The organism is Xanthomonas sp. LF07-6 (genome assembly GCF_034105445.1).
GTDB classification, from domain to species: Bacteria; Pseudomonadota; Gammaproteobacteria; order Xanthomonadales; family Xanthomonadaceae; genus Xanthomonas_A; species Xanthomonas_A sontii.
The window spans coordinates 61,105-82,766 of sequence record NZ_JAXGGI010000010.1; the positions used below are offsets into that span (position 1 = coordinate 61,105).

The following is a 21,662-nucleotide window of genomic DNA, read 5'->3' on the forward strand; positions in this document are numbered from 1 at the left end:
AAGCTCGGCTCAGCCAGAAGCAGGTTCTGACGTGGATGTGGGGGAAGAAGGACGATCGGGCGGCGGCATTGTGCCGTCCGCGGCCGGGGCCGGCAATGCGCCGGCGCGACGCAGCAGGCGCAGATAGGCCTGGCGCAGCTGCTCGCCGCTGGCCTGGGCGGCGGCGCTGCGCGCCACCACCACGTAGTCGCCGGGCTTCAGCCACGGCAACAACTGCCGCGTGGCCTCGCGCAGCACGCGCTTGATGCGATTGCGCACGACCGCGCGCTTGTCGACCTTGCGCGACACCGCCAGACCCAGCCGCGCCGGGTGCGGCGCACTGCGCCAGTGCAGGCTCATCAGCGGCTCGGAACAGCGGCGCGCGGCATCGAACACGACGCGGTATTCCGCAGACGTGCGAACCCGCGCAGAGCGAGGAAATCGCCTACGCGGGTCGGGATGATTCACGGTCCGGATTGCAGGCGCCGCCTGGGGCGGCGAAGCAATCAAGCGCTCAGGCGCTTGCGGCCCTTGGCGCGGCGACGGGCCAGGATCTTGCGGCCGTCGGCGGTGGCCATACGGGCACGGAAGCCGTGGTCGCGCTTGCGCTTGAGGTTGCTGGGCTGGAAGGTGCGCTTGGTGGCCATCGGGGCGCTCTGATCTGAATGGGGCGGAAAGAACCGGAAATTCTATAGGACCCCTTACGCCGCGGTCAACTCCCTGTGACGACCGGAACGGAGCACGGCCGCGCCCGGCCTGTGGATGGATCTGTGAATAGCCGTGGGAAAACCATTCCCGACCCTGCGCGCCGGTGGTAGTCTGATCCATCCGCTTTCCTCTCCCACCGGCCGAATGCGCCGCGCCCGAGCGCGCCCTTCATGCCCGGTCTATCGACGAATTTAGATCTGATGGATGCTTGGCCCCGTTGCCTGGAACGTCTGGAAGCCGAATTTCCAGCCGAGGACGTTCACACTTGGTTGAAACCGCTGCAAGCCGAACAGCGCCATGACAACAGCATGGTGCTGTACGCCCCGAACGCCTTCATCGTCGAGCAGGTGCGCGAGCGCTACCTGCCGCGCATCCGCGAACTGCTGACCTATTTCGCCGGCAGCGGCGAGGTGCTGCTGCAGGTCGGCTCGCGTCCGCGCGCGCCGGAACCGGCGGCCGCCCCGCCCAGCGAGACCGCGGCCGCACGCACGCCGGCGCCGCCGTTGCTGGAGCCGTTCGCCGGCAACCTCGATTCGCACTACACCTTCGCCAACTTCGTCGAAGGCCGCAGCAACCAGCTCGGCCTGGCCGCGGCGGTGCAGGCCGCGCAGAAGCCCGGCGACCGCGCGCACAACCCACTGCTGCTGTACGGCGGCACCGGCCTGGGCAAGACCCACCTGATGTTCGCCGCCGGCAACGCCATGCGCGAGCAGAATCCGAACGCGCGGGTGATGTACCTGCGCTCGGAACAGTTCTTCAGCGCGATGATCCGTGCGCTGCAGGACAAGACCATGGACCAGTTCAAGCGCCAGTTCCAGCAGGTGGACGCGCTGCTGATCGACGATATCCAGTTCTTCGCCGGCAAGGACCGCACCCAGGAAGAGTTCTTCCACACCTTCAACGCGCTGTTCGACGGCCGCCAGCAGATCATCCTGACCTGCGACCGCTACCCGCGCGAGGTCGAGGGCCTGGAGCCGCGGCTGAAGTCGCGCCTGGCCTGGGGCCTGTCGGTGGCGATCGATCCACCCGATTTCGAGACCCGCGCGGCGATCGTGCTGGCCAAGGCGCGCGAGCGCGGCGCGGAGATCCCCGACGACGTGGCGTTCCTGATCGCCAAGAAGATGCGCTCGAACGTGCGCGACCTGGAAGGCGCGCTCAACACGCTGGCGGCACGCGCCAACTTCACCGGCCGCGCGATCACCACCGAGTTCGCCCAGGAAACCCTGCGCGACCTGCTCCGCGCGCAGCAGCAGGCGATCGGCATCCCCAACATCCAGAAGACCGTGGCCGACTACTACGGCCTGCAGATCAAGGACCTGCTGTCCAAGCGGCGCACGCGTTCGCTGGCGCGGCCGCGGCAGGTGGCGATGGCGCTGACCAAGGAACTGACCGAACACAGCCTGCCGGAGATCGGCGATGCGTTCGCCGGGCGCGACCACACCACCGTGTTGCACGCCTGCCGGCAGATCAAGCACCTGATGGAAACCGACGGCAAGCTCCGCGAAGACTGGGACAAGCTGATCCGCAAGCTCAGCGAGTAGTGCGGCGGCCCGGGTGGCGGACGCCGGATAAATCGGTGCATGACTTCGCGACAAATCCGGGAGAAACTGTGGATAAAGCGCGACGCGGCGGCGACGGCAAAACTATCCACAGGTTTCCCCACCAGTTCCGGGACAGTAGTACACGGGATTGAGGGCGCTAAAAATCTTTTGTTTTCAGTGGTTTGAGCTACATTTGCACCGAATTTCGCTCTACCATCACCACCAAGCTTTTGATTTATTCCACATCTTTTAAAGCATAGGGGCACGGAACCACATGCGTTTCACACTGCAGCGCGAAGCCTTCCTCAAGCCATTGGCGCAAGTCGTCAATGTGGTCGAACGCCGCCAGACCTTGCCGGTTCTGGCCAACTTCCTGGTGCAGGTGCAGGGTGGCCAGCTGTCGCTGACCGGTACCGATCTGGAAGTGGAAATGGTCTCGCGCATTGCGGTCGACGATGCCCAGGACGGCGAAACCACGATCCCGGCGCGCAAGCTGTTCGAGATCGTGCGGGCCCTGCCCGACGGCAGCAAGGTCACCGTCTCGCAGTCCGGCGACAAGATCACCGTACAGGCCGGGCGTAGCCGCTTCACCCTGGCCACGCTACCGGCCAACGACTTCCCCTCGGTCGACGAAGTGGAAGCCACCGAGCGCGTGGTCGTTCCGGAAGCGGCATTGAAGGAACTGATCGAGCGCACCGCGTTCGCAATGGCGCAGCAGGACGTGCGTTATTACCTCAACGGCCTGCTGTTCGACCTGCGCGACCAGACCCTGCGCTGCGTGGCCACCGACGGCCATCGCCTGGCGCTGTGCGAGACCGAGCTGGAGAACGCCGGCGGCGCCAAGCGCCAGATCATCGTGCCGCGCAAGGGCGTGACCGAGCTGCAGCGCCTGCTGGAAGGCGGCGAGCGCGAAGTCGAGCTGGAAGTCGGTCGTGCGCACGTGCGGGTCAAGCGCGACGATGTCACCTTCACCTCCAAGCTGATCGACGGCCGCTTCCCCGATTACGAAGCGGTGATCCCGATCGGTGCCGACCGCGAGGTCAAGCTGGATCGCGAGATCCTGCGCGCAGCGCTGCAGCGTGCGGCGATCCTGTCCAACGAAAAGTACCGCGGCGTGCGCGTGGAAGTCTCGCCGGGCCAGCTGAAGATCAGCGCGCATAACCCGGAACAGGAAGAAGCGCAGGAAGAAGTGGAAGCGGACACCAAGGTCAGCGACCTGGCGATCGGCTTCAACGTGAACTACCTGCTCGACGCCCTGTCCGCGCTGCGCGAGGAGTTCGTGGTGATCCAGCTGCGCGACGCCAACTCCTCGGCGCTGGTCCGGGAAGCCAGCAGCGCCCGCTCCCGTCATGTGGTGATGCCGCTGCGTCTCTGACGGTTCCCGTTCGTGTTCCACGTGGAACACATGCGAAAGCGACCCGGCCTTCGTGCCGGGTTTTCTTTTTGTTGGGCTCCAAGATCAACGCTCCCGCACTGAGAGGGATCCGTTGCCATGGGAGGCCCGCGCAGCTTGCACCCTTGCATTACCCGGCCAAAACGCATCGGCCGTGACTGTGTCTGCAAAGAGACGGGCTCCGGCACCTCGGCGGGATCACACCATTATCGAAGCGCCAGGAGACCGTGCGGCAAGACAACGTGCCTGTGATCGCCTGGCCGACCCTCTTACCCACGCCTCCACCGTCCCGCGGGAGTCCGTCCTCCCAATGATGCGGAGGTTGCTGGCACGCAGCGCTGCCAGTTTCCCGAGCGCGGCCGTCCTGACAGCGCCCACCAGCCGTTTTGGGTATGCTGCCGCCCTACCCCAAGCCCCGATCTGCGTGCGCCCGGTGCGAGCGCCTTCGCCTCTATCCCCGCATGCACGTCTCCCGCCTCGACTTCCACCACCTGCGCCGGTTCGCGGCGCTCGAGCTGGCGCCCGCGCCTGGACTGAACCTGATCACCGGCGACAACGGCGCCGGCAAGACCACGGTGCTCGAGGCGATGCACCTGATGGCGTATGGCCGCAGCTTCCGCGGACGCGTGCGCGATGGACTGGTCAGCCAGGGCCAGGACGCGCTGGACGTCTTCGTCGAATGGCAGGAGCAGTCGGCTGAGGTCGGCACTACACGCCGGCGCCGCGCCGGACTGCGCCACAGCGGCCAGGAATGGCGTGGCCGCCTCGACGGCCAGGACGTTGCCCACCTCGGCACCCTGTGTGCGGCGCTGGCGGTGGTGACCTTCGAGCCGGGCAGCCACCTGCTGGTCAGCGGCGGCGGCGAGCCCCGCCGCCGCTTCGTCGACTGGGGTTTGTTCCACGTGGAACCTGACTTCCTGTCCCTGTGGCGGCGCTACGCCCGCGCGCTCAAGCAGCGCAATGCGTTGCTCAAGAGCGGCGGCAGCGGCGCGGCGCTGGATGCCTGGGATCACGAGCTCGCCGAGTCTGGTGAGCCGTTGACCTCGCGCCGCCAGGACTACCTGGACCGCCTGCTTCAGCGTCTGCTCGCCCTCGCCCCGGATCTGGCGCCAGCGCTGGGTATCTCACATCTGCAGTTCGCGCCCGGCTGGCGCCGCCAGGAGGTGTCGCTGGCCGACGCGCTACTGCTCAACCGGGAACGCGACCGTCAGCTCGGCTATACCTCTGCCGGTCCGCACCGGGCCGACTGGAGCCTCAGTTTTGCCGAGATTCCCGGCCGTGATGCGCTCTCCCGCGGCCAGGCCAAGCTCACCGCCCTGGCCTGCCTGCTGGCGCAGGCCGAGGACTACGCCGAGCAGCGCGGCGAATGGCCGGTGATCGCCCTGGACGATCTGGGCTCGGAGCTGGACCGCCACCACCAGGCCCGGGTGCTGCAGCGCCTATGTGCCGGGCCGGCGCAGGTCTTCGTCACTGCCACCGAGACGCCGCAGGCGCTGGCCGACGCCAGCCTGCAGATCGCCCGGTTCCACGTGGAACATGGCCAGATCCTGGCCGTTTCCTAGGCCGCCGCGGGTCCGGCGGCCCGGGCTGCTATAATTTCCGCCAATCCCCTATCCAGCGGCGCGAACCGGCCCCGGCCTGTCTTCGCCGCCTCGTGGAGCCTACGGCACCCGCATGACCGACGAACAGAACACCCCGCCCAGCAACGGCAACTACGACGCCAACAGCATCACCGCCCTGGAAGGCCTGGAGGCGGTCCGCAAGCGGCCCGGCATGTACATCGGCGACGTCCATGACGGCACCGGTCTGCATCACATGGTGTTCGAGGTCGTCGACAACTCCATCGACGAAGCCCTGGCCGGGCATGCCGACCACGTCGCGGTGACGATCCACGCCGATGGTTCGGTCTCGGTGTCGGACAATGGCCGCGGCATCCCGGTCGGCAAGCACGCGCAGATGAGCGCCAAGCTCGGCCGTGAGGTCTCCGCCGCCGAAGTGGTGATGACCGTCCTGCACGCCGGCGGCAAGTTCGACGACAACAGCTACAAGGTGTCCGGCGGCCTGCACGGCGTGGGCGTCAGCGTGGTCAACGCGCTGTCGGAGAAGCTGCTGCTGGACGTGTTCCAGGGCGGCTCGCACTACCAGCAGGAATTCAGCAACGGCGCGGCCGTCGCGCCGCTGGTCAAGCTCGGCGAGACCACCCAGCGCGGTACCACCGTACGCTTCTGGCCGTCGGTGGTGGCCTTCCACAACAACGTGGAGTTCCACTACGACATCCTGGCCCGGCGCCTGCGCGAGCTGTCCTTCCTCAATTCCGGGGTCAAGATCGTGCTCGCCGACGAGCGCGGCGAGGGGCGCCGCGACGACTTCCACTACGAGGGCGGCATCCGCAGCTTCGTCGAGCACCTCGCGCAGCTGAAGACCCCGCTGCACCCGAACGTGATCTCTGTCACCGGCGAGCACAACGGCATCACCGTGGACGTGGCGCTGCAGTGGACCGACTCCTACCAGGAGACGATGTACTGCTTCACCAACAACATCCCGCAGAAGGACGGCGGCACCCACCTGGCCGGCTTCCGCGGCGCGCTGACCCGCGTGCTCAATACCTACATCGAGCAGAACGGCATCGCCAAGCAGGCCAAGATCAACCTGACCGGCGACGACATGCGCGAAGGCATGATTGCGGTGCTGTCGGTGAAGGTGCCGGATCCCAGCTTCTCCAGCCAGACCAAGGAGAAGCTGGTCAGCTCCGACGTGCGCCCGGCGGTGGAGAACGCCTTCGGCGCGCGCCTGGAGGAGTTCCTGCAGGAGAACCCCAACGAGGCCAAGGCCATCGCCGGCAAGATCGTCGATGCCGCCCGCGCCCGCGAGGCCGCGCGCAAGGCAAGAGACCTCACCCGTCGCAAGGGTGCGCTGGACATCGCCGGCCTGCCCGGCAAGCTGGCCGATTGCCAGGAAAAGGATCCGGCGCTGTCGGAGCTGTTCATCGTCGAGGGCGACTCGGCAGGCGGCTCGGCCAAGCAAGGCCGTAATCGCAAGAACCAGGCAGTGCTGCCGCTGCGCGGCAAGATCCTCAACGTCGAGCGCGCGCGCTTCGACCGCATGCTGTCCTCCGACCAGGTCGGCACGCTGATCACCGCGCTGGGCACCGGCATCGGCCGCGACGAGTACAACCCGGACAAGCTGCGCTACCACCGCATCATCATCATGACCGACGCCGACGTCGACGGCGCGCACATCCGTACCCTGCTGCTGACCTTCTTCTACCGGCAGATGCCGGAGTTGATCGAGCGCGGCTACGTCTACATCGGCCTGCCGCCGCTGTACCGGCTCAAGCAGGGCAAGCAGGAGCTGTACCTGAAGGACGACAACGCGCTCAACGCCTACCTGGCCAGCAGCGCGGTCGAAGGCGCGGCGCTGGTTCCGGCCAGCAACGAGCCACCGATCACCGGTGCGGCGCTGGAGAAGCTGCTGCTGCTGTTCGCCAGCGCCAACGAGGCGGTGGCGCGCAATGCGCACCGCTACGACCCGGCGCTGCTGAGCGCGCTGATCGACCTGCCGCCGCTGGACGTGGCCCAGCTCGAGAGCGAGGGCGAGACGCATCCGAGCCTGGACGCGCTGCAGGCGGTGCTCAACCGCGGCAGCCTGGGCTCGGCGCGCTACAGCCTGCGTTTCCAGGCGTCCAACGCGCAGCGCCCGGCCACCCTGCTGGTGGAGCGCCGGCACATGGGCGAGGAGACCACCTATGTGGTGCCGATGGCGGTGTTCGAGAGCGGCGAGCTGCGGCCGCTGCGTGAGATCGCGCGGGAGTTGCATGGGCTGGTGCGCGAGGGCGCGCAGATCGTGCGCGGCAACAAGACCCAGGCCATCACCAGCTTCGCCCAGGCCTACGCCTGGCTGTTCGAGGAGGCCAAGAAGGGCCGCCAGATCCAGCGCTTCAAGGGCCTGGGCGAAATGAACGCCGAGCAGCTGTGGGAGACCACGGTGAACCCGGACACGCGTCGCCTGCTGCAGGTGCGCATCGAGGACGCGGTCGCCGCCGACCAGATCTTCAGCACGCTGATGGGCGACGTGGTCGAACCGCGCCGCGACTTCATCGAAGAAAACGCGCTGAAGGTCGCCAACCTCGATATCTGACCCTGGCGGTCCCCACCCTGGCGTGCGCCGGGGCGGGCGTCCCGCTGTGCCTTCCGCCCGCTTCCGCACAGGATCGCGATGACCGCACCGCCGTTGCCCGCCACCCCGCTGCCGTTGCCTTCCGCGCCGCCGGCCCGCCCGCGCCGGCCGATCCTCGGTTTCTTCCTCGACGTGCTGCTGGCGGCGGTGGTGCTGCTGGCGGTGAGCGTGCTGAGCGGCCTGGTCTGGGGCGTGATCCGCGGCTTCCAGCTGGCGATGGAGCTGAAGGCGCAGGGCGTGCCTGCCGATCGCCTGGCCGCGCTGGTCGCGCAGCAGGTCGGCCAGCCGGGGGCGCTGGCGCAGTTGCTGATCGCCCTGGTCAGCACGCTCTCCGCGGCGCTGCTGCTGTACTTCCTGCGGCGTCCGGCCAGCGCCGCCGAGCGCCGCGCCTCGTGGCTGGCGGCGCGCGCACCCGCGACCTGGGGCTGGGTGCTGCTGGTCGCGGTCGGGGTGTTCGTCGGCAGCGCGACGATCTCCGCGCTGGCGGCGCAGATCGGCATCAAACCGGTGCCGACCAACCTGCCGTTGATGCAGGACGCGATGGCGCAGATGCCGCTGTTCCTGTGCGTGTTCGCGATCGTGATCGCCCCGGCCTACGAGGAACTGCTGTTCCGCCGCGTGCTGTTCGGGCGGCTGTGGGACGCAGGCCGGCCGCGGTTGGGCATGCTGCTCAGCGGCGCCGCCTTTGCCCTGGTGCACGAAGTACCGGGGACCACCGGCAACAGCCTGGCCGCCACCGCGCAACTGTGGCTGGTCTACGGCGGCATGGGCGCCGCGTTCGCCTGGCTGTACAAACGCACCGGCACCCTATGGGCGCCGATCGCCGCGCACGGGCTCAACAACGCCATCGCGGTCGCCGGACTCTACTGGTTTGGCGCAACCTGAAGGTTTGTTTGACGAAATGTTAAGACGCGGCCCCCCACACTGCGACGCGTGTTAGGAGGGGGGACCGTATGAAGCAAGTGGTACTTGGCGCATCGCTGGCGATGCTGCTGGCAGCGTGTGCGACGACGACATCGCCAACCGGGCGCACCCAGGTCGTGGGCGGCATCTCGCAACAACAACTCGACCAGATGGGCGCGCAGGCGTTCGCCGAAGCCAAGGCCAAGGAACAGCTGGACACCGATCCCAAGCGCAACGCCTACGTGCGCTGCGTGGTCAACACGCTGGTCGCGCAGCTGCCCGAGCAATGGCGCGGCACCGGCTGGGAAACCGCGCTGTTCAACGACAAGGAACCCAACGCGTTCGCCCTGCCCGGCGGCAAGGTCGGGGTCAACAGCGGCATCTTCAGCGTGGCCAAGAACCAGGACCAGCTCGCCGCCGTGCTCGGCCACGAGATCGGCCACGTCATTTCGCGTCATCACGAAGAACGCATTACCCGCCAGCTCGGTGCGCAGGCAGGCCTGAGCGTGATTGGCGCGTTGGCCGGTGCCCGCTACGGTCAGGGCGCGGCCGACACCGTCGGCCAGGTCGGCGGCATGACCGCGCAGACCCTGTTCCTGCTGCCCGGTTCGCGCCAGCAGGAAACCGAAGCCGACGTCGTCGGCCAGCGCCTGATGGCGCAGGCCGGATTCGACCCCGCGCAGGCGGTGGATCTGTGGAAGAACATGATGGCCGCCGGCGGCGCACGTCCGCCGCAGTGGCTGTCCACCCACCCCGATCCCAGTGCCCGCATCGGCGAACTGCAGCGCGATGTCGCCGCGCTGGAACCGGTGTATGCGCAGGCGCGCAGCGCCGGCAGGACGCCCAAGTGCGGCTGAGTCGTCCGTCGTCCCTGTGTCCGTCGCCGGCACTGTCACAGAAAACGCATCCAAAAACGTTTTCACGGCGTACAGGTTTCTGATAGGTTTGCTGGCTCGGCCGAGGAATGGCCGCTCCGTCTTCCGTGCCGCTCCGGGCGGTTTCCACCGAGGTGACCCATGAAATTCCGCATTCGCAAGCAAGCGTTGTTGTCCCTGGTGATCGCCGCCGCCCTCGGTGGCGCGGTGGTGACCGATGCCGCTGCGCAGAGCGATCGCACCGACCACCGCTCCTCGCGCAATGCGAAGAACGAGAAGGCGGCGGTGCTGTTCCCCAATGCCGAGCGCAAGGAGCCGACCGGCAAGCCGTCGTCCAAGCTCGGCAGCAAGCTGCAGAAGCTGATCGACACCTACAACAAGGGCGAGGACTACGCGGCGGTGCGCGCCCAGGCCGATGAGATCCTGGCCAACAGCGGCGCCAACGAGTACGACAAGTCGCTGGCCGCGCAGCTGGCCGCGCAGGCCGCCTACAACCTCGACGACAGCAAGGCCGCGCAGGCGTACCTGAAGCAGGCGATCCAGTTCAACGGCCTGGACAACAACGGCCACTACCAGTCGATGCTGATGCTGGCGCAGCTGCAGCTGCAGGACGAGCAGACCGCCGAAGGCCTGGCTACCCTCGACAAGTTCCTCGCCGAAACCAAGTCGACCCGCCCGGAAGACCTGATCCTCAAGGGCCAGGCGCTGTACCAGGCGCAGCGCTACCAGGAAGCGATCCCGGCACTGAAGCAGGCGATCGCCGCGTCGCCGGAGCCGAAGGACAGCTGGAATCAGCTGCTGATGGCGTCCTACGCCGAAGCCGGCCAGACCGGTGAAGCGGTCAAGGCCGCCGAGGCGCTGGCCGCCAAGTCGCCCAACGACAAGAAGGCCCAGCTCAACCTGGCCAGCATGTACATGCAGGCCGACCAGATGGACAAGGCCGCGGCGGTGATGGACAAGCTGCGTGCCGCCGGTCAGCTGACCGACGAGAAGGAATACAAGCAGCTGTACTCGATCTACGCCAACACCGACGGCCACGAAAAGGACGTCATCGCAGTCATCAACGAAGGCATGCAGAAGGGCATTCTGAAGCCGGACTACCAGACCTACCTGGCGTTGGCGCAGTCGTACTACTACACCGACCAGCTGCCGCAGGCGATCGAGAACTGGCAGAAGGCGGCGCCGCTGTCCAAGGACGGCGAAACCTATCTCAACCTGGCCAAGGTGCTGCATTCGGAAGGCCGCGTTGCCGAGGCCAAGCAGGCCGCGCAGCAGGCACTGGCCAAGGGCGTCAAAAAGCCGGAAGACGCCAAGAAGATCATCAACCTGAAGTAGCACGCAAAAAAAGCCCCCGAAGACCAGTGCTGAAAGTAGTGCAGGTAACAGGGATTGGTATAAGCTTGGAGGTTCCTGCGGTGTCATTGCCGCGTGAACTTGGGTTCCGCTCCACAGCGGAATCCGCCCCCCTTTAATTGAGTCATTGGCGCATGACGGAACAACTGGTCATCCATCGGCAGTACGACAAAGATGACGCCTCCGGCCTCAGCTGGCCGCGCATCATCGGTATTGCCTTCGTAATCGCGCTGCATCTTGCGGCGCTGATGTTGCTGCTGATTCCGGCCGTTGCGCCCAAGGCGGTGGCGGAGAAGGAACGCAACATCATGGTCACCCTGGTGGACGCACCGCCGCCGCCTCCCCCGCCGCCGCCGCCGCCGCCGAAGCCGCCGGAAACTCCGCCGCCGCCGGTGAAGAACCTCGCGCCGCCGAAGCCGACCCCGCTGCCGCCGCCGCCGGAAGCCCCGGTGATCGACGTGCCGGAGCCGCGCCCCAACGATGTGGCCACCCCGCCGTCGCCGCCCGCGCCTCCGGCCGCACCCTCCGACATCAGCGCTAGCGTCGATATTTCGTCGAAGAACATGAACCCGCCGAAGTACCCGCCGGCTGCATTCCGGTCGGGCGCGCAGGGCGAGGTGATCCTGATCATCGATGTCGATGCCAGTGGTAACGTCACGAACGTTGCCGTCGAGAAATCCAGCCGCAACCGCGACCTGGACCGCGCCGCCATGGAAGCAGCGCGCAAGTGGCGGTTCAATGCCGCTGTCGTCAATGGACAGAAGACCGCCGGCCGCGTCCGCGTCCCGGTCAACTTCGCGCTGAACTGATACAAAGGTTGCGCGGACCGGCGCACCGCCGGTCCGCAAACCCTGTCTACTCTTTGCACCACCCTCATCACCACCACACACAACAAAGGTAAGCGTCATGCTGCAGGAAATTTTCATCGCCGCTGCTGCGGGGGGCAACAACGCATCGAACGCCCTGTCGCAGATGGGCTTCGAGCACCTGATCACCGAAATGACCTCCAAGCCGGGTGACTTCGCCGTCTCCTGGGTGGTGCTCATCACCCTGATCATCATGTCCGCCTCGTCCTGGTACTGGACGATCATCAACATCTTCCGCGCCACCCGTCTGAAGAGCCAGGCCGACCGCGTCACCAGCCTGTTCTGGGACACCCCGAACGCCCAGGACGCCATCCGTGCGATGGAAGAGCAGCCGGCCTCCGAGCCGTTCTCGAAGATCGCCCTGGACGCCGCGCAGGCCGCCGCGCACCACCAGCGCGCCGAAGCCGGCACCGGCACCGGCCTGGGCGAGACCCTGAGCCGTTCGGAGTTCGTCGACCGCGCCCTGCGTCAGGCCGTAACCCGCGAAAGCACCAAGCTGCAGTCGGGCATGACCCTGCTGGCGACCGTCGGTGCGACCGCGCCGTTCGTCGGTCTGCTGGGTACGGTGTGGGGCATCTACGGCGCGCTGATCAAGATCGGTGCCACCGGCTCCGCCTCGATCGACGCCGTGGCCGGCCCGGTCGGTGAAGCGCTGATCATGACCGCGATCGGTCTGTTCGTCGCGATCCCGGCCGTGTTCGCCTTCAACTTCTTCAGCAAGGTCAACAGCTCGGTGATCGCCAAATTCGACACCTTCGCTCACGACCTGCACGACTTCTTCGCCACCGGTTCGCGCGTTCGCTGATCCCGGCTAAGTCGTCCACGCAACGTTAACGGAGCCCGTTATGGCTTTCAGTAGTGGTAACAGCGGCGGCCCCATGGCCGACATCAACGTCACGCCCCTCGTGGACGTGATGCTGGTGCTGCTGATCATCTTCATCATCACGGCACCGCTGATGTCCCACAAGGTCAAGGTGGAACTGCCCCAAGCCAACTTGAAGCAGGATCCGGACAAGGACGACAAGCGTCCGAATCCGATCACCCTGGCGGTCAAGGAGGATGGGTCGCTGTACTGGAACGATGAGCCGATTTCCAAGGAAGCCCTGGAGTCGCGCTTCTCGACCGCTGCACAGCAGACCCCGCAGCCGCCGCTCAACCTGCGTGGCGACCGCACCACCAAGATGCGCACGATCAACGAGATCACCAAGATCGCGCAGAGTCAGGGCATGCTGGACGTCGGCTTCGTTGCGACCAAAGAGAAGGGGAACTGAGCCATGGCGTTCAGCTCAGGAGGCGGCCGTGGTCCCATGGCCGACATCAACGTCACGCCGCTGGTCGACGTGATGCTGGTGCTGTTGATCATCTTCATCGTGACCGCGCCGATCATGACGTACCCGATCGACGTGGATCTGCCGCAGCGGGTCATCAACCCGCCGCCGCAGTTGCGCGATCCGCCGCCGCCGATCGATCTGCGGATCGATGCGTCGAACCAGGTGTTCTGGAACAACAGCCCGGTGGCGGTGAGTGCGCTCCCGCAGATGATGGAAAACGAAGTCCAGCGCGATCCGACCAACCAGCCGGAACTGCGCATCGATGCCAATCCGGATTCCGAGTACGAAGTGATGGCCAAGGTGCTGGCCGCCGCCAAGAACTCGGACATGAAGAAGATCGGCTTCGTGCAGCAATAAGCTTCACCGCAATTCGCTTCACCGCAACACCTCAGTCATGACGCGACTGCAAACGCCACCGGAAACGGTGGCGTTTTTTTGTGCGTGCACGGTTGGCTGCCCTGCCCGTTGCGACGATGCCGGCCTGCGGTCCTGCGTGTGGCGCGTCGCGTCGTCCGCCTGGCCGGGCGTGCTTCGCGCTCGCCTGCTCGCCTCCCGGCCTGAGCAGTCCGATGCGGGACCACTCCCGAGCCTGCCCGCCTGTCGCCGCCCCTCGCATCCCGCCGCGCCGCGCCGCGGGTGTAGGCAGGTGGCGCGACACCACAACACCCACAGGAGGCTGGCCATGGCGTTCAGTGCTGCAGGGAATCGGGGACCGCTGGCGGAGATCAATGTCACCCCGCTGGTCGATGTGATGCTGGTGCTGTTGATCATCTTCATCGTCACCGCGCCGATGCTGACGCGGACGATCGCCATGGACCTGCCGCAGCGGACGCCGGCACTTTCCAGGCCCTTGCCGCCACCGGACCCGATCCAGTTGCGCCTGGACGCCAGTGGCCAGTTGTTCTGGAATGCCGCGCCGCTGGCCTTGCGCGATCTGCAGCCCCGGCTGCAGGAAGCGATGGCGCAGGCGGCCGGCAATCCGCCCGAACTGCGCATCGATGCCAGCCCGGACGCCGACTACGAGGCCATGGCCAAGGTGCTGGCGGCGGCCAAGAACGCCGACGTCCAGCGCATCGGCTTCGTGCAGTAACAGGCGGTCTGTGGTGCGACGCCACCATTGCCGGTGGCGTCGCGTGCGCGGGAAGCCACGAGTCCCGCTTGCAGGAGACAGTGAATGACCCTGGATGATTGGATTGCGCCGACCGCGACAACCTTGCTGTCCGCGATCGCTGCGCCCGCGACGCCGGCAAGTTCCAGGGAGCCAGGCCGCGCTGCCGGCCTCGCTCAGCGTGCGCCGGCCAGCGCCGCCAGATACGCCTTCACCGTGGCGTCGAGCCCGGCGTAGAGCGCCTCGCCGATCAGCGCGTGGCCGATCGACACTTCCAGCACCTGCGGCACCGTCTCCAGGAACGCGCCTAGGTTGGCCTGGGCCAGATCGTGGCCGGCGTTGACGCCGAGCCCGGCAGCCTGCGCGCGGCGTGCGGCAGCAGCGAACGGCGCGGCCGCGGCGCTGTCGCCCTGCTCCCACGCGGCGGCATAGGGACCGGTGTACAACTCGATGCGGTCGGCGCCCAGTTCGGCCGCCACCGCCAAGTCGGGGTTGTCGGCATCGACGAACAGGCTGACCCGACAGCCCAGGGCTTTCAGTTCGGCGATCAGCGGGCGCAGACGCTCGCTGTCGCGGCCGAAGTCGAAGCCATGGTCGGAGGTGAGTTGGCCGTCGCCGTCGGGCACCAGGGTGGCCTGCGCCGGACGCGTCTGCGCGCACAGCGCGATCAGTCCCGGATAGCCGGGACGCGGCGGCGCGAACGGGTTGCCCTCGATGTTGAATTCGACGCCGCGCTCGCGGGTCAGTTCGGCCAGCGCCAGCACGTCCTCGGCATGGATGTGGCGCCGGTCCGGGCGCGGGTGCACGGTGATGCCGTGCGCGCCGGCGTCCAGGCAGGCACGCGCGGCGTCGAGCACGCTGGGCAGGTCGCCGCCGCGCGAATTGCGCAGCACCGCGATCTTGTTGACGTTGACGCTCAGCTTGGTCATCGTCGGCGAACCGCTTACGGTGCCGCGGCGTCGTCGCTGGCGGCGGCCGCGGCGCGGCGCGCCTCGGCCTGCTCGCGCAGCCGGCGCAGTTCGGCCGGGTCGATCATCGGCATCGCATCGCGCTGGCTGGCATCGCCGATCTTGGCCACATACCAGCCGCGTGCCCAGGCCAGCAGAAAGGCCAGCGCGGCCAGCAGGCTCACCACCAGCAACCACATGTGCGGCGTCGTGAACGCCAGAACGAAAGCACCCAGTGCGAGCGGCAGAAAGAGCCAGTACATGACGATCTCCCCAAGGATGGCGCAGTGTAGCGCCGCCGGGCGTGCCGGTTCCACGTGGCGTGGGCCGCTCCCGGCGCCGGGGCGCCGCGCTTACAGCAGCGGCGAGGTCAGCCGCGCCACCGCCTCCGGCAGCCGGTAGCGCCACAGCGAGCGCTTGCGGTCGTCGCGCACGCGCACCGCGTCGGCCATCTCGCCTTCCAGCAGCTCGGCCAGCTGCCGGGTCAGCCCACGGTCGCGGAACAGCGTGGCGACCTCGAAATTGAGCCGGAAACTGCGGTTGTCGAAGTTGGCGCTGCCGACCAGGCACAGGTCCTCGTCGGTGATCAGCGCCTTGGTATGCAGCATGCGCGGGCCGTACTCGTAGATCCGCACGCCGGCCTGCAGCAGTTCGTCGAAGTAAGAGCGCGCGGCCAATGTCACCAGCCGCGAATCGCTGCGCTTGGGCACCAGCAGGCGCACGTCCAGCCCGCCCAGCGCCGCCGAGGTCAGCGCCATGCGCGCGGCCTCGCCCGGCACGAAATACGGCGTGACCAGCCATACCCGCCGCTGCGCCTCGTGGATCGCCGCGACCTGCAGGCGATGGATGCTTTCCCACGACGAATCCGGCCCCGACACCAGCACCTGTGCCTGGATGCTGCCGGCATCGCGGCTGGGCATGTCGTTGGGCCAGATCCGCGACATGTCGAAGGCATCGCGGCCCTGCCGGGTGGCGTACAGCCAGTCCTCCACGAACACCAGCTGCAGGCTGCGGACCACGTGGCCCTCGCAGCGCAGGTGCAGGTCGCGGTAGGCATCGGCGCGCAGCGCCTCGTTCTCCTCGTCGGTGACGTTGATGCCGCCGGTGAAGGCGATGCGGCCGTCGATCACCACGATCTTGCGGTGGGTGCGCAGGTTGACCCAGGGCCGCTTGAACTTGAACGGCCGCAGCAACTGGGTGGGATGGAACCAGGCCACCTCGGCGCCGGCCTCCAGCAGTGGCCGCAGGAAGCGCTTGCGCACCTGCGAGGAGCCGACCGCATCCAGCAGCAGCCGCACCCGCACCCCGGCGCGAGCGCGCTCGACCAGCGCGTCGCGGATGCGTGTGCCGGTGCGGTCGGGATTGAAGATGTAGTACTCCAGGTGCACGTGGTGCTGCGCGGCACCGATGTCGCGCACGATCGCGTCGTAGGTGGCCGCGCCGTCGACCAGCCACTGCACCGCCGTAGCCGAACTCGGCGCCAGGCCGGTGGTGGCCTGGGCGATCTTGGCCAGCTCGGTGCAGTCGGCGTCGGGTGGGCACACGCTGCTGTAGTGCTCCATGCCCGAGCGCGAGCGGCCGCGGCGCAGGCGCTGCCGTTTCACCTTCTGCGGGCCCAGCAGGTAGTAGATGACGAAGCCCAGGTAGGGCAAGGCGGCCAGCGACAGCACCCAGCTCAGCGTCGCCGCCGGCTCGCGTTTCTGCAGCACGATCCAGCCGCTCAGCCACAGGATGTACAGCAGGTAGGCGGCGGTGAGGTAGGCGCCGATGTGCGGGATGCCGGTCAGCCGGTCCCAGGTGTTCTGCAGAGTTGCGATCACGAGCATCGGCGGATTCTAGAGGGTGGCGCGGAGGTTGCGGCGAAAGCGGCGTCGGCTGGGCATGGTGGCGAGTGGCCTGATCGCGTGCAGCGGCCGTCTGGCTCGCTGGCGGCACATGGTTCTGCGAACCGGCACCGCACTGCACGGTGTATGACACGCGCACGCGGCAGCCGGATGACGCCTGCCGTGTGGCGTTCGCGCGCGACGGCGTGCGGGCTCGGCGAAAACCGGCGTCGACGCGCCGGCCACCGAGGAGCACGATCTGCGGCGCTGGCATCGCCTTCGATGCCTGCGCAAGCCGGGGAAGCAACCAAATGGTACGTGCCGGCCTGAAAGATTCAGCGCCGCCGTCGGTGCCGTCGCATCCGCCGAGACGGTCGGCGCGTAGCCTATGCCGATGAGCACCGCCATCAAGGGCCGCGGCGCCGGCAGCCATCTGCCGGGCCGCTTCGAACGAACCGTCAGCCAGGCCGAGGACGACGGCTGGCATCCCGACGACAGCGAGGAATTCGCCACCCCGCGCCTGCGCACCCAGGTGAGCGAGGAGACCGCACGCAGCATCATCAGCCGCAACCAGTCGCCGGATGTGGGGTTCGCGCAGTCGGTCAATCCGTACCGCGGCTGCGAGCACGGCTGCAGCTACTGCTTCGCCCGCCCCAGCCACGCCTATCTGAACCTGTCGCCGGGGCTGGACTTCGAGACGCGGCTGTTTGCCAAGACCAATGCCCCGGAACTGTTGCGCCGCGAGCTGGCCAAGCCCGGCTACGTGCCCAGCCCGATCGCGCTGGGCATCAACACCGACGCCTACCAGCCGATCGAGCGCAAGCTACAGCTGACCCGGCGCCTGATCGAGGTCTTCGCCGAGACCCGCCACCCGTTTTCGCTGATCACCAAGAACGCGCTGGTCGAGCGCGACCTGGACCTGCTGACGCCGCTGGCCCGAGACAACCTGGTCAGCGTGTACTTCTCGGTGACCTCGCTGGACCCGCGGCTGTCGGCCAAGCTGGAGCCGCGCGCCTCGGCGCCGCACGCGCGGCTGCGGGCGATGCGTAGCTTGCATGAGGCCGGCGTGCCGGTCGGGGTGATGGTGGCGCCGGTGATCCCGTGGATCAACGATCACGCCCTCGAAGCGGTGCTGGAGGCGGCCCGCGAGGCTGGCGCCGAGTCCGCCGGCTACGTGCTGCTGCGCCTGCCGCACGAGGTGGCGCCGCTGTTCCGCGACTGGCTGCAGGCGCACCATCCCGACCGCGCCGCGCACGTGATGAGCACGGTGCAGCAGTTGCGCGGCGGCAAGGACTACGACAGCACCTTCGGCAAGCGCATGCGCGGCGAAGGGGTGTACGCCGACCTGCTGGCACGGCGCTTCGCGCTGGCGCACAAGCGGCTGGGTTATGCCGAGTCCCCGCGTCGCCGCCTGGACTGCAGCCACTTCGTCAAACCGTTGCCGCCGCGCCCGCCGTCGCCGCAGGGTGTGTTGTTTTGAGCGGGGATTGGGGATTCGTAATGGGGCAGGGATTCGGAATTCGGGATTGGGGATTAGCAAGAGCGGCGCGTCGCGGCGGCCCGACGCAGCCACTGCAATTCAGCCACCAAGAAAGCAGCTTTTACGAATCCCCAATCCCCACTCCCGAATCCCTGCTTTTGACGAATCGCCATTCCCCATTCCCTATTCCCTGCCGTAAAGCGCCTGGGCCGACTGGAACAGGATCCAGCTCGTCGCGATGAACTTGTCGCCGCGCTGCGGGCGGTTGCCGCGGTGGGTGTGGGTGAAGGCGGTCGGGGCGATCAGCAGGCTGCCGGCGCGCGGGACGATCTTGCGCTGCTGGAACAGGAACTCGGTCTCGCCCTCGTCGAAATCGTCGTTGAGGTAAAGGGTCCACAGCAGGTGCCGGTGCAGGGTCTCGGCACTCGGATCGCGCGGGTACAGTTCGCAGTGCCAGTACGGGTAGCCGCCCTCGCCCGCTTCGTACCACTGCAGGTTGATCGCGCCCGGGCGCAGGCAGGTGCGCGCCAGGTTGGACAGCGCAGCGTCGTCTAGCAGGGCGAAATCGTCGGCGCCGAGCCGGTGCGGCTGGCCGTCGGCGCCGGGCACCTGCAGCATCAGCGGCGAGATCAGGGTCTGCGGGTACTTGCGCAGGTAGCCGAGCAGCCCGCCGAACACTGCCTGCTGCAGCCGCTGTTCCACGTCGCGCCATGGCTCCAGGCCGCTGATGCGCAGGTCGCGGCTGCGCTTGAGCTCGGGGAACACGCCGCTGCCGATCTCGCCGGGCCGCAACTGGGTGCTGCCGCGCAGGCGGCGCAGGATGGCGGCGCAGTCCTCGCGGGACATGGCGCCATCGAACACTTCGATGAAATCGGGATGCAGGTCGGACATCGCGCGACCTTACCAGCGATTTCGCAGGGTTGCAGCCGCAGCGCAGCGGCTCCGTGCCACTGGCGCTCCGACGCGGCGGAACGCTCAGGCCAGCGGCGGTGGGTACGGATTGGCCTTGAGCAGGCGCGCCAGGTGCGCGGCGTTGCTGGCGGCGGTCTTGATGGTGTCGGCCAGCACCTTCGGCGTCTGTTTCAGATCCTGGTAGTCGGTGCTGCCCATCGCCTCGCCGACCCAGTACGGCGGGCTGCCGGCGGCGACGCTGAAACCGAAGTCGGTCAGCCCCTGGTAGAGATCGGCGCTGACCTTGTGCGCGCCATCCTCGTTGCCCACCACCGCGACCATGGCCACGCGGTTGAAGGTCGGATACACGCCGTCGTCGCCGATTTCGCCGAGAAACGCATCCATGCGCTCCAGGACGCGCTGCGCCAGGCTCGACGGATGGCCGACCCAGATCGGTGTGGCCAGCACGAAGATGTCTGCATCCAGCACGCGCTGGCGCAGCTGCGGCCAGGCATCGCCGTCGCCTTCGTCGGCACGTACGCCGGGGCGCACGTCGAAGTCGGCCACACGCGCCGAATCGTCCTGCACGCCGTGCGCGGCCAGTGCCTGCAGGATCTGATCCAGCAGGCGCTGGGTGGACGAGGGCGCAGTGCCGCGCTTGAGCGAGCAGTTCAGGCCGAAGGCGCGCAGGGACATGGTCCGACTCCGTCAGTAAAACCTCACTGTGGATCGGGCGCGATGGGCCTGACGTCGCGATGGCGTGCAAGGGTCGTGAGCGCTGCGGCACCGCAAACACGCAGCGAGCGCGGTCCGCGTGGCCTTGAGATCGGCCTGGGCGATAGCGGTCCGCCGCCGCGATCGCCCCATCGCGCACCGACCAGGCGTGCGGGCGCTGTCGGTGGCTAGGAGCGCTTGGATGACCCGGGCGTGCCGCGGATCGCGATGCCCAACAGCGCCAGCCACACCGCCAGCGCCAGCAGGGTCGGCAGCTCGAAGCGGCTGGAGTTGTACAGGGTGAAGCTGCGGGCGGCGAAGAACAGCAGCGTCCACAGCGCCAGGTTGACCAGCACGATCCGCCGCCGCCAGCGGTGGCGGGTGAACAGCGCGATGACCGTGGGCATCAGCGCGACCGGTGCGGTGGCGAAGAAGAACAACACGACGAGGGTCTGGTTCATGGGGTTCCTCCCGCCCGGGACGACCAGGTGCACGCGACGACCGCCGGCGATCAACGCGCTCTGCTGGCGCCGGACGCCGCTACCCTACCGCAGCCAGGGCGTCAGGCAACCGCCGGCACGTCGCCAGCGGCGCAAAGGAGCGGTGTCGCAGCGGACGCACGGTCGTGCGTCATGACGAGCGCCGCTCCCGCGCCTCAGTGCGCCGCACTCGCTGGCCAGACCCGATCGACCAGGTCGCCGATTTCGATCGGCGACTGTTCGCCTTCCGCAGCACGCTGCCAGGCCGCTGGCGAAGGACCTTGGCGCCCGGTCGGCGGCGCGTCCCACAGCGTGACGTTGAGCGCGAACACCACCACACCGCCCTTGGCCTGGAATGGCGGTACCCGCTCCAGAGCGGAGACCAGCGTGTTCGCCACCGGATCGGGCAGTGCCGGTGTCACATCCAGCCAGATCCGGGACCGGCCGCCAGGGCGGACCGCCACGGCCACGAAGCCGGCGGCCGGTCGGGGTGTGGCGACCCGCGCCAGTTCGCGCGACGCCGTGGCATTCAGCGCTTTCACATATGCCGCCAGGTCTTCGACGCTCTCGGCGCGATCGCGCATCACCGATTCCGGCTGCAGCAGCATGAGGTTCTGCATGCGAAAGGGTTCGGCGGCCGACAGCGTTCCGCTCGACATCATCGCCACCAGCATCAGGCACCAGCGCATCGGAACCTCCCTGTTCGTCTCGATCGGCGCATCCTGCCGCATCGCCGCGCGCCCGGCCAGGGGCGCGGCAAGCGTCGGGGATCAGTACAGCAGATCGACGTAGTGGATCTTCTTCGCGCCGAAACCGCCACAGCCCTCGCTGGTCGTGTACTGCAGCACGACCTGAGTCCTGGACGTGGCGGCGGAGAGAATGGCCGAATACTTTTCCTTGGCGATGGCGTCCGCGGAAAAATCGATCACCCAGCGTCCATCGGACGCGCACTCGTTGTTGGTCGGCTGGTTCTCCAGCCAGACCGAAGCGTAGTTGGATTCGACCACGACGCGGGTGATCTTCCCCTGCTGCGTGGTGTCGGCACAGGCCACACCCGAGGCGAGCAGCAGCAATAGCCCGATGACACGCTTCATT

At 67.7% G+C, this 21,662-nt stretch carries 23 protein-coding genes; 13 read left to right on the forward strand and 10 right to left on the reverse strand.

The genetic code is table 11. The features are described 5' to 3' along the window. Positions 1–9: 9 nt before the first annotated feature. A complete protein-coding gene (rnpA, locus tag SLW56_RS15110; RefSeq protein WP_081616388.1) occupies positions 10–447 on the reverse strand; it encodes a ribonuclease P protein component in 438 nt (145 codons plus the stop codon). Between the two features lie 38 nt (positions 448–485). Next, a complete protein-coding gene (gene rpmH / locus SLW56_RS15115; RefSeq protein WP_003469983.1) occupies positions 486–626 on the reverse strand; it encodes a 50S ribosomal protein L34 in 141 nt (46 codons plus the stop codon). Between the two features lie 261 nt (positions 627–887). Here rpmH and dnaA point away from each other — a divergent pair, with 261 nt between their 5' ends. From dnaA to SLW56_RS15175, 12 genes are all read left to right on the forward strand, one after another. Next, positions 888–2,228: a chromosomal replication initiator protein DnaA gene (dnaA, locus tag SLW56_RS15120; protein WP_026144198.1), complete on the forward strand. Its 1,341-nt coding sequence runs from the start codon at positions 888–890 to the stop codon at positions 2,226–2,228. A gap of 274 nt (positions 2,229–2,502) precedes the next feature. Then, a complete protein-coding gene (gene dnaN / locus SLW56_RS15125; protein ID WP_017911750.1) occupies positions 2,503–3,603 on the forward strand; it encodes a DNA polymerase III subunit beta in 1,101 nt (366 codons plus the stop codon). A 479-nt stretch (positions 3,604–4,082) separates the two neighbouring features. Next, positions 4,083–5,183, forward strand: a complete 1,101-nt coding sequence (recF, locus tag SLW56_RS15130; RefSeq protein WP_320695077.1) for a DNA replication/repair protein RecF — start codon at positions 4,083–4,085, stop codon at positions 5,181–5,183. A gap of 112 nt (positions 5,184–5,295) precedes the next feature. Then, positions 5,296–7,758 (forward strand): DNA topoisomerase (ATP-hydrolyzing) subunit B, encoded by a 2,463-nt coding sequence (gene gyrB / locus SLW56_RS15135; RefSeq protein WP_017915838.1) that lies wholly within the window; start codon positions 5,296–5,298, stop codon positions 7,756–7,758. Between the two features lie 78 nt (positions 7,759–7,836). Then, positions 7,837–8,682 carry a type II CAAX endopeptidase family protein gene (locus SLW56_RS15140; protein WP_267098919.1) on the forward strand — a complete coding sequence of 282 codons (846 nt, stop codon included), beginning with the start codon at positions 7,837–7,839 and terminating at the stop codon, positions 8,680–8,682. A gap of 68 nt (positions 8,683–8,750) precedes the next feature. Beyond that, complete coding sequence (locus tag SLW56_RS15145) at positions 8,751–9,557, forward strand: M48 family metallopeptidase (RefSeq protein ID WP_026143554.1); 807 nt, start codon at positions 8,751–8,753, stop codon at positions 9,555–9,557. A gap of 159 nt (positions 9,558–9,716) precedes the next feature. Further along, entirely contained in the window at positions 9,717–10,910 is a 1,194-nt protein-coding gene (locus tag SLW56_RS15150; protein ID WP_017907988.1) for a tetratricopeptide repeat protein, read from the forward strand. A 152-nt stretch (positions 10,911–11,062) separates the two neighbouring features. Further along, positions 11,063–11,737, forward strand: coding sequence for an energy transducer TonB (locus tag SLW56_RS15155; RefSeq protein WP_242082628.1), 675 nt, complete (start codon positions 11,063–11,065; stop codon positions 11,735–11,737). Positions 11,738–11,834: 97 nt separating this feature from the next. Then, the gene (gene exbB, locus SLW56_RS15160) at positions 11,835–12,599 is read left to right on the forward strand and encodes a TonB-system energizer ExbB (RefSeq protein ID WP_010340667.1); all 765 of its coding nucleotides are present in this window, start codon (positions 11,835–11,837) and stop codon (positions 12,597–12,599) included. 40 nt (positions 12,600–12,639) lie between these two features. Continuing rightward, on the forward strand, positions 12,640–13,065 hold the full coding sequence (locus SLW56_RS15165; protein WP_026144583.1) for a biopolymer transporter ExbD: 426 nt from the start codon (positions 12,640–12,642) through the stop codon (positions 13,063–13,065). Between the two features lie 3 nt (positions 13,066–13,068). Continuing rightward, the gene (locus tag SLW56_RS15170; RefSeq protein WP_010340665.1) at positions 13,069–13,482 is read left to right on the forward strand and encodes a biopolymer transporter ExbD; all 414 of its coding nucleotides are present in this window, start codon (positions 13,069–13,071) and stop codon (positions 13,480–13,482) included. A gap of 325 nt (positions 13,483–13,807) precedes the next feature. Beyond that, complete coding sequence (locus SLW56_RS15175; protein WP_017911271.1) at positions 13,808–14,215, forward strand: biopolymer transporter ExbD; 408 nt, start codon at positions 13,808–13,810, stop codon at positions 14,213–14,215. 194 nt (positions 14,216–14,409) lie between these two features. On the opposite strand, the gene SLW56_RS15180 is transcribed toward SLW56_RS15175, so the two are convergent. The 3 genes from SLW56_RS15180 to cls form a co-directional block, all read right to left on the reverse strand. Next, positions 14,410–15,162 (reverse strand): pyridoxine 5'-phosphate synthase, encoded by a 753-nt coding sequence (locus tag SLW56_RS15180; RefSeq protein WP_320695078.1) that lies wholly within the window; start codon positions 15,160–15,162, stop codon positions 14,410–14,412. 14 nt (positions 15,163–15,176) lie between these two features. Beyond that, on the reverse strand, positions 15,177–15,443 hold the full coding sequence (locus SLW56_RS15185; RefSeq protein WP_010340662.1) for a hypothetical protein: 267 nt from the start codon (positions 15,441–15,443) through the stop codon (positions 15,177–15,179). A gap of 90 nt (positions 15,444–15,533) precedes the next feature. Further along, the gene (gene cls / locus SLW56_RS15190; protein WP_320695079.1) at positions 15,534–17,006 is read right to left on the reverse strand and encodes a cardiolipin synthase; all 1,473 of its coding nucleotides are present in this window, start codon (positions 17,004–17,006) and stop codon (positions 15,534–15,536) included. A 391-nt stretch (positions 17,007–17,397) separates the two neighbouring features. Here cls and SLW56_RS15195 point away from each other — a divergent pair, with 391 nt between their 5' ends. Continuing rightward, positions 17,398–18,483: a PA0069 family radical SAM protein gene (locus SLW56_RS15195; protein WP_267084870.1), complete on the forward strand. Its 1,086-nt coding sequence runs from the start codon at positions 17,398–17,400 to the stop codon at positions 18,481–18,483. Positions 18,484–18,666: 183 nt separating this feature from the next. Here SLW56_RS15195 and SLW56_RS15200 read toward each other — a convergent pair whose 3' ends face one another. From SLW56_RS15200 to SLW56_RS15220, 5 genes are all read right to left on the reverse strand, one after another. Then, the gene (locus SLW56_RS15200) at positions 18,667–19,374 is read right to left on the reverse strand and encodes a 2OG-Fe(II) oxygenase (RefSeq protein ID WP_152181204.1); all 708 of its coding nucleotides are present in this window, start codon (positions 19,372–19,374) and stop codon (positions 18,667–18,669) included. Between the two features lie 84 nt (positions 19,375–19,458). After that, positions 19,459–20,070, reverse strand: a complete 612-nt coding sequence (locus SLW56_RS15205; RefSeq protein WP_267098925.1) for an NAD(P)H-dependent oxidoreductase — start codon at positions 20,068–20,070, stop codon at positions 19,459–19,461. A gap of 206 nt (positions 20,071–20,276) precedes the next feature. Next, positions 20,277–20,549: a hypothetical protein gene (locus SLW56_RS15210; RefSeq protein WP_017910082.1), complete on the reverse strand. Its 273-nt coding sequence runs from the start codon at positions 20,547–20,549 to the stop codon at positions 20,277–20,279. 194 nt (positions 20,550–20,743) lie between these two features. Beyond that, entirely contained in the window at positions 20,744–21,256 is a 513-nt protein-coding gene (locus tag SLW56_RS15215; RefSeq protein WP_267084871.1) for a hypothetical protein, read from the reverse strand. Between the two features lie 81 nt (positions 21,257–21,337). Further along, entirely contained in the window at positions 21,338–21,661 is a 324-nt protein-coding gene (locus SLW56_RS15220; RefSeq protein ID WP_267084872.1) for a hypothetical protein, read from the reverse strand. Position 21,662: the final 1 nt, after the last annotated feature.

Bases quoted from the DNA above. Each gene is read 5' to 3' on its own strand.
- SLW56_RS15150 (WP_017907988.1), top strand. From the start codon at position 9,717: ATGAAATTCCGCATTCGCAAGCAAGCGTTGTTGTCCCTGGTGATCGCC.
- SLW56_RS15210 (WP_017910082.1), bottom strand. From the start codon at position 20,549: ATGAACCAGACCCTCGTCGTGTTGTTCTTCTTCGCCACCGCACCGGTC.
- dnaN (WP_017911750.1), top strand. From the start codon at position 2,503: ATGCGTTTCACACTGCAGCGCGAAGCCTTCCTCAAGCCATTGGCGCAA.
- SLW56_RS15140 (WP_267098919.1), top strand. From the start codon at position 7,837: ATGACCGCACCGCCGTTGCCCGCCACCCCGCTGCCGTTGCCTTCCGCG.
- rpmH (WP_003469983.1), bottom strand. From the start codon at position 626: ATGGCCACCAAGCGCACCTTCCAGCCCAGCAACCTCAAGCGCAAGCGC.
- gyrB (WP_017915838.1), top strand. From the start codon at position 5,296: ATGACCGACGAACAGAACACCCCGCCCAGCAACGGCAACTACGACGCC.
- cls (WP_320695079.1), bottom strand. From the start codon at position 17,006: ATGCTCGTGATCGCAACTCTGCAGAACACCTGGGACCGGCTGACCGGC.
- SLW56_RS15175 (WP_017911271.1), top strand. From the start codon at position 13,808: ATGGCGTTCAGTGCTGCAGGGAATCGGGGACCGCTGGCGGAGATCAAT.
- SLW56_RS15220 (WP_267084872.1), bottom strand. From the start codon at position 21,661: ATGAAGCGTGTCATCGGGCTATTGCTGCTGCTCGCCTCGGGTGTGGCC.
- SLW56_RS15170 (WP_010340665.1), top strand. From the start codon at position 13,069: ATGGCGTTCAGCTCAGGAGGCGGCCGTGGTCCCATGGCCGACATCAAC.
- dnaA (WP_026144198.1), top strand. From the start codon at position 888: ATGGATGCTTGGCCCCGTTGCCTGGAACGTCTGGAAGCCGAATTTCCA.
- SLW56_RS15200 (WP_152181204.1), bottom strand. From the start codon at position 19,374: ATGTCCGACCTGCATCCCGATTTCATCGAAGTGTTCGATGGCGCCATG.
- exbB (WP_010340667.1), top strand. From the start codon at position 11,835: ATGCTGCAGGAAATTTTCATCGCCGCTGCTGCGGGGGGCAACAACGCA.
- SLW56_RS15215 (WP_267084871.1), bottom strand. From the start codon at position 21,256: ATGCGCTGGTGCCTGATGCTGGTGGCGATGATGTCGAGCGGAACGCTG.
- SLW56_RS15205 (WP_267098925.1), bottom strand. From the start codon at position 20,070: ATGTCCCTGCGCGCCTTCGGCCTGAACTGCTCGCTCAAGCGCGGCACT.
- SLW56_RS15195 (WP_267084870.1), top strand. From the start codon at position 17,398: ATGAGCACCGCCATCAAGGGCCGCGGCGCCGGCAGCCATCTGCCGGGC.
- SLW56_RS15180 (WP_320695078.1), bottom strand. From the start codon at position 15,162: ATGACCAAGCTGAGCGTCAACGTCAACAAGATCGCGGTGCTGCGCAAT.
- recF (WP_320695077.1), top strand. From the start codon at position 4,083: ATGCACGTCTCCCGCCTCGACTTCCACCACCTGCGCCGGTTCGCGGCG.
- SLW56_RS15185 (WP_010340662.1), bottom strand. From the start codon at position 15,443: ATGTACTGGCTCTTTCTGCCGCTCGCACTGGGTGCTTTCGTTCTGGCG.
- SLW56_RS15165 (WP_026144583.1), top strand. From the start codon at position 12,640: ATGGCTTTCAGTAGTGGTAACAGCGGCGGCCCCATGGCCGACATCAAC.
- SLW56_RS15145 (WP_026143554.1), top strand. From the start codon at position 8,751: ATGAAGCAAGTGGTACTTGGCGCATCGCTGGCGATGCTGCTGGCAGCG.
- SLW56_RS15155 (WP_242082628.1), top strand. From the start codon at position 11,063: ATGACGGAACAACTGGTCATCCATCGGCAGTACGACAAAGATGACGCC.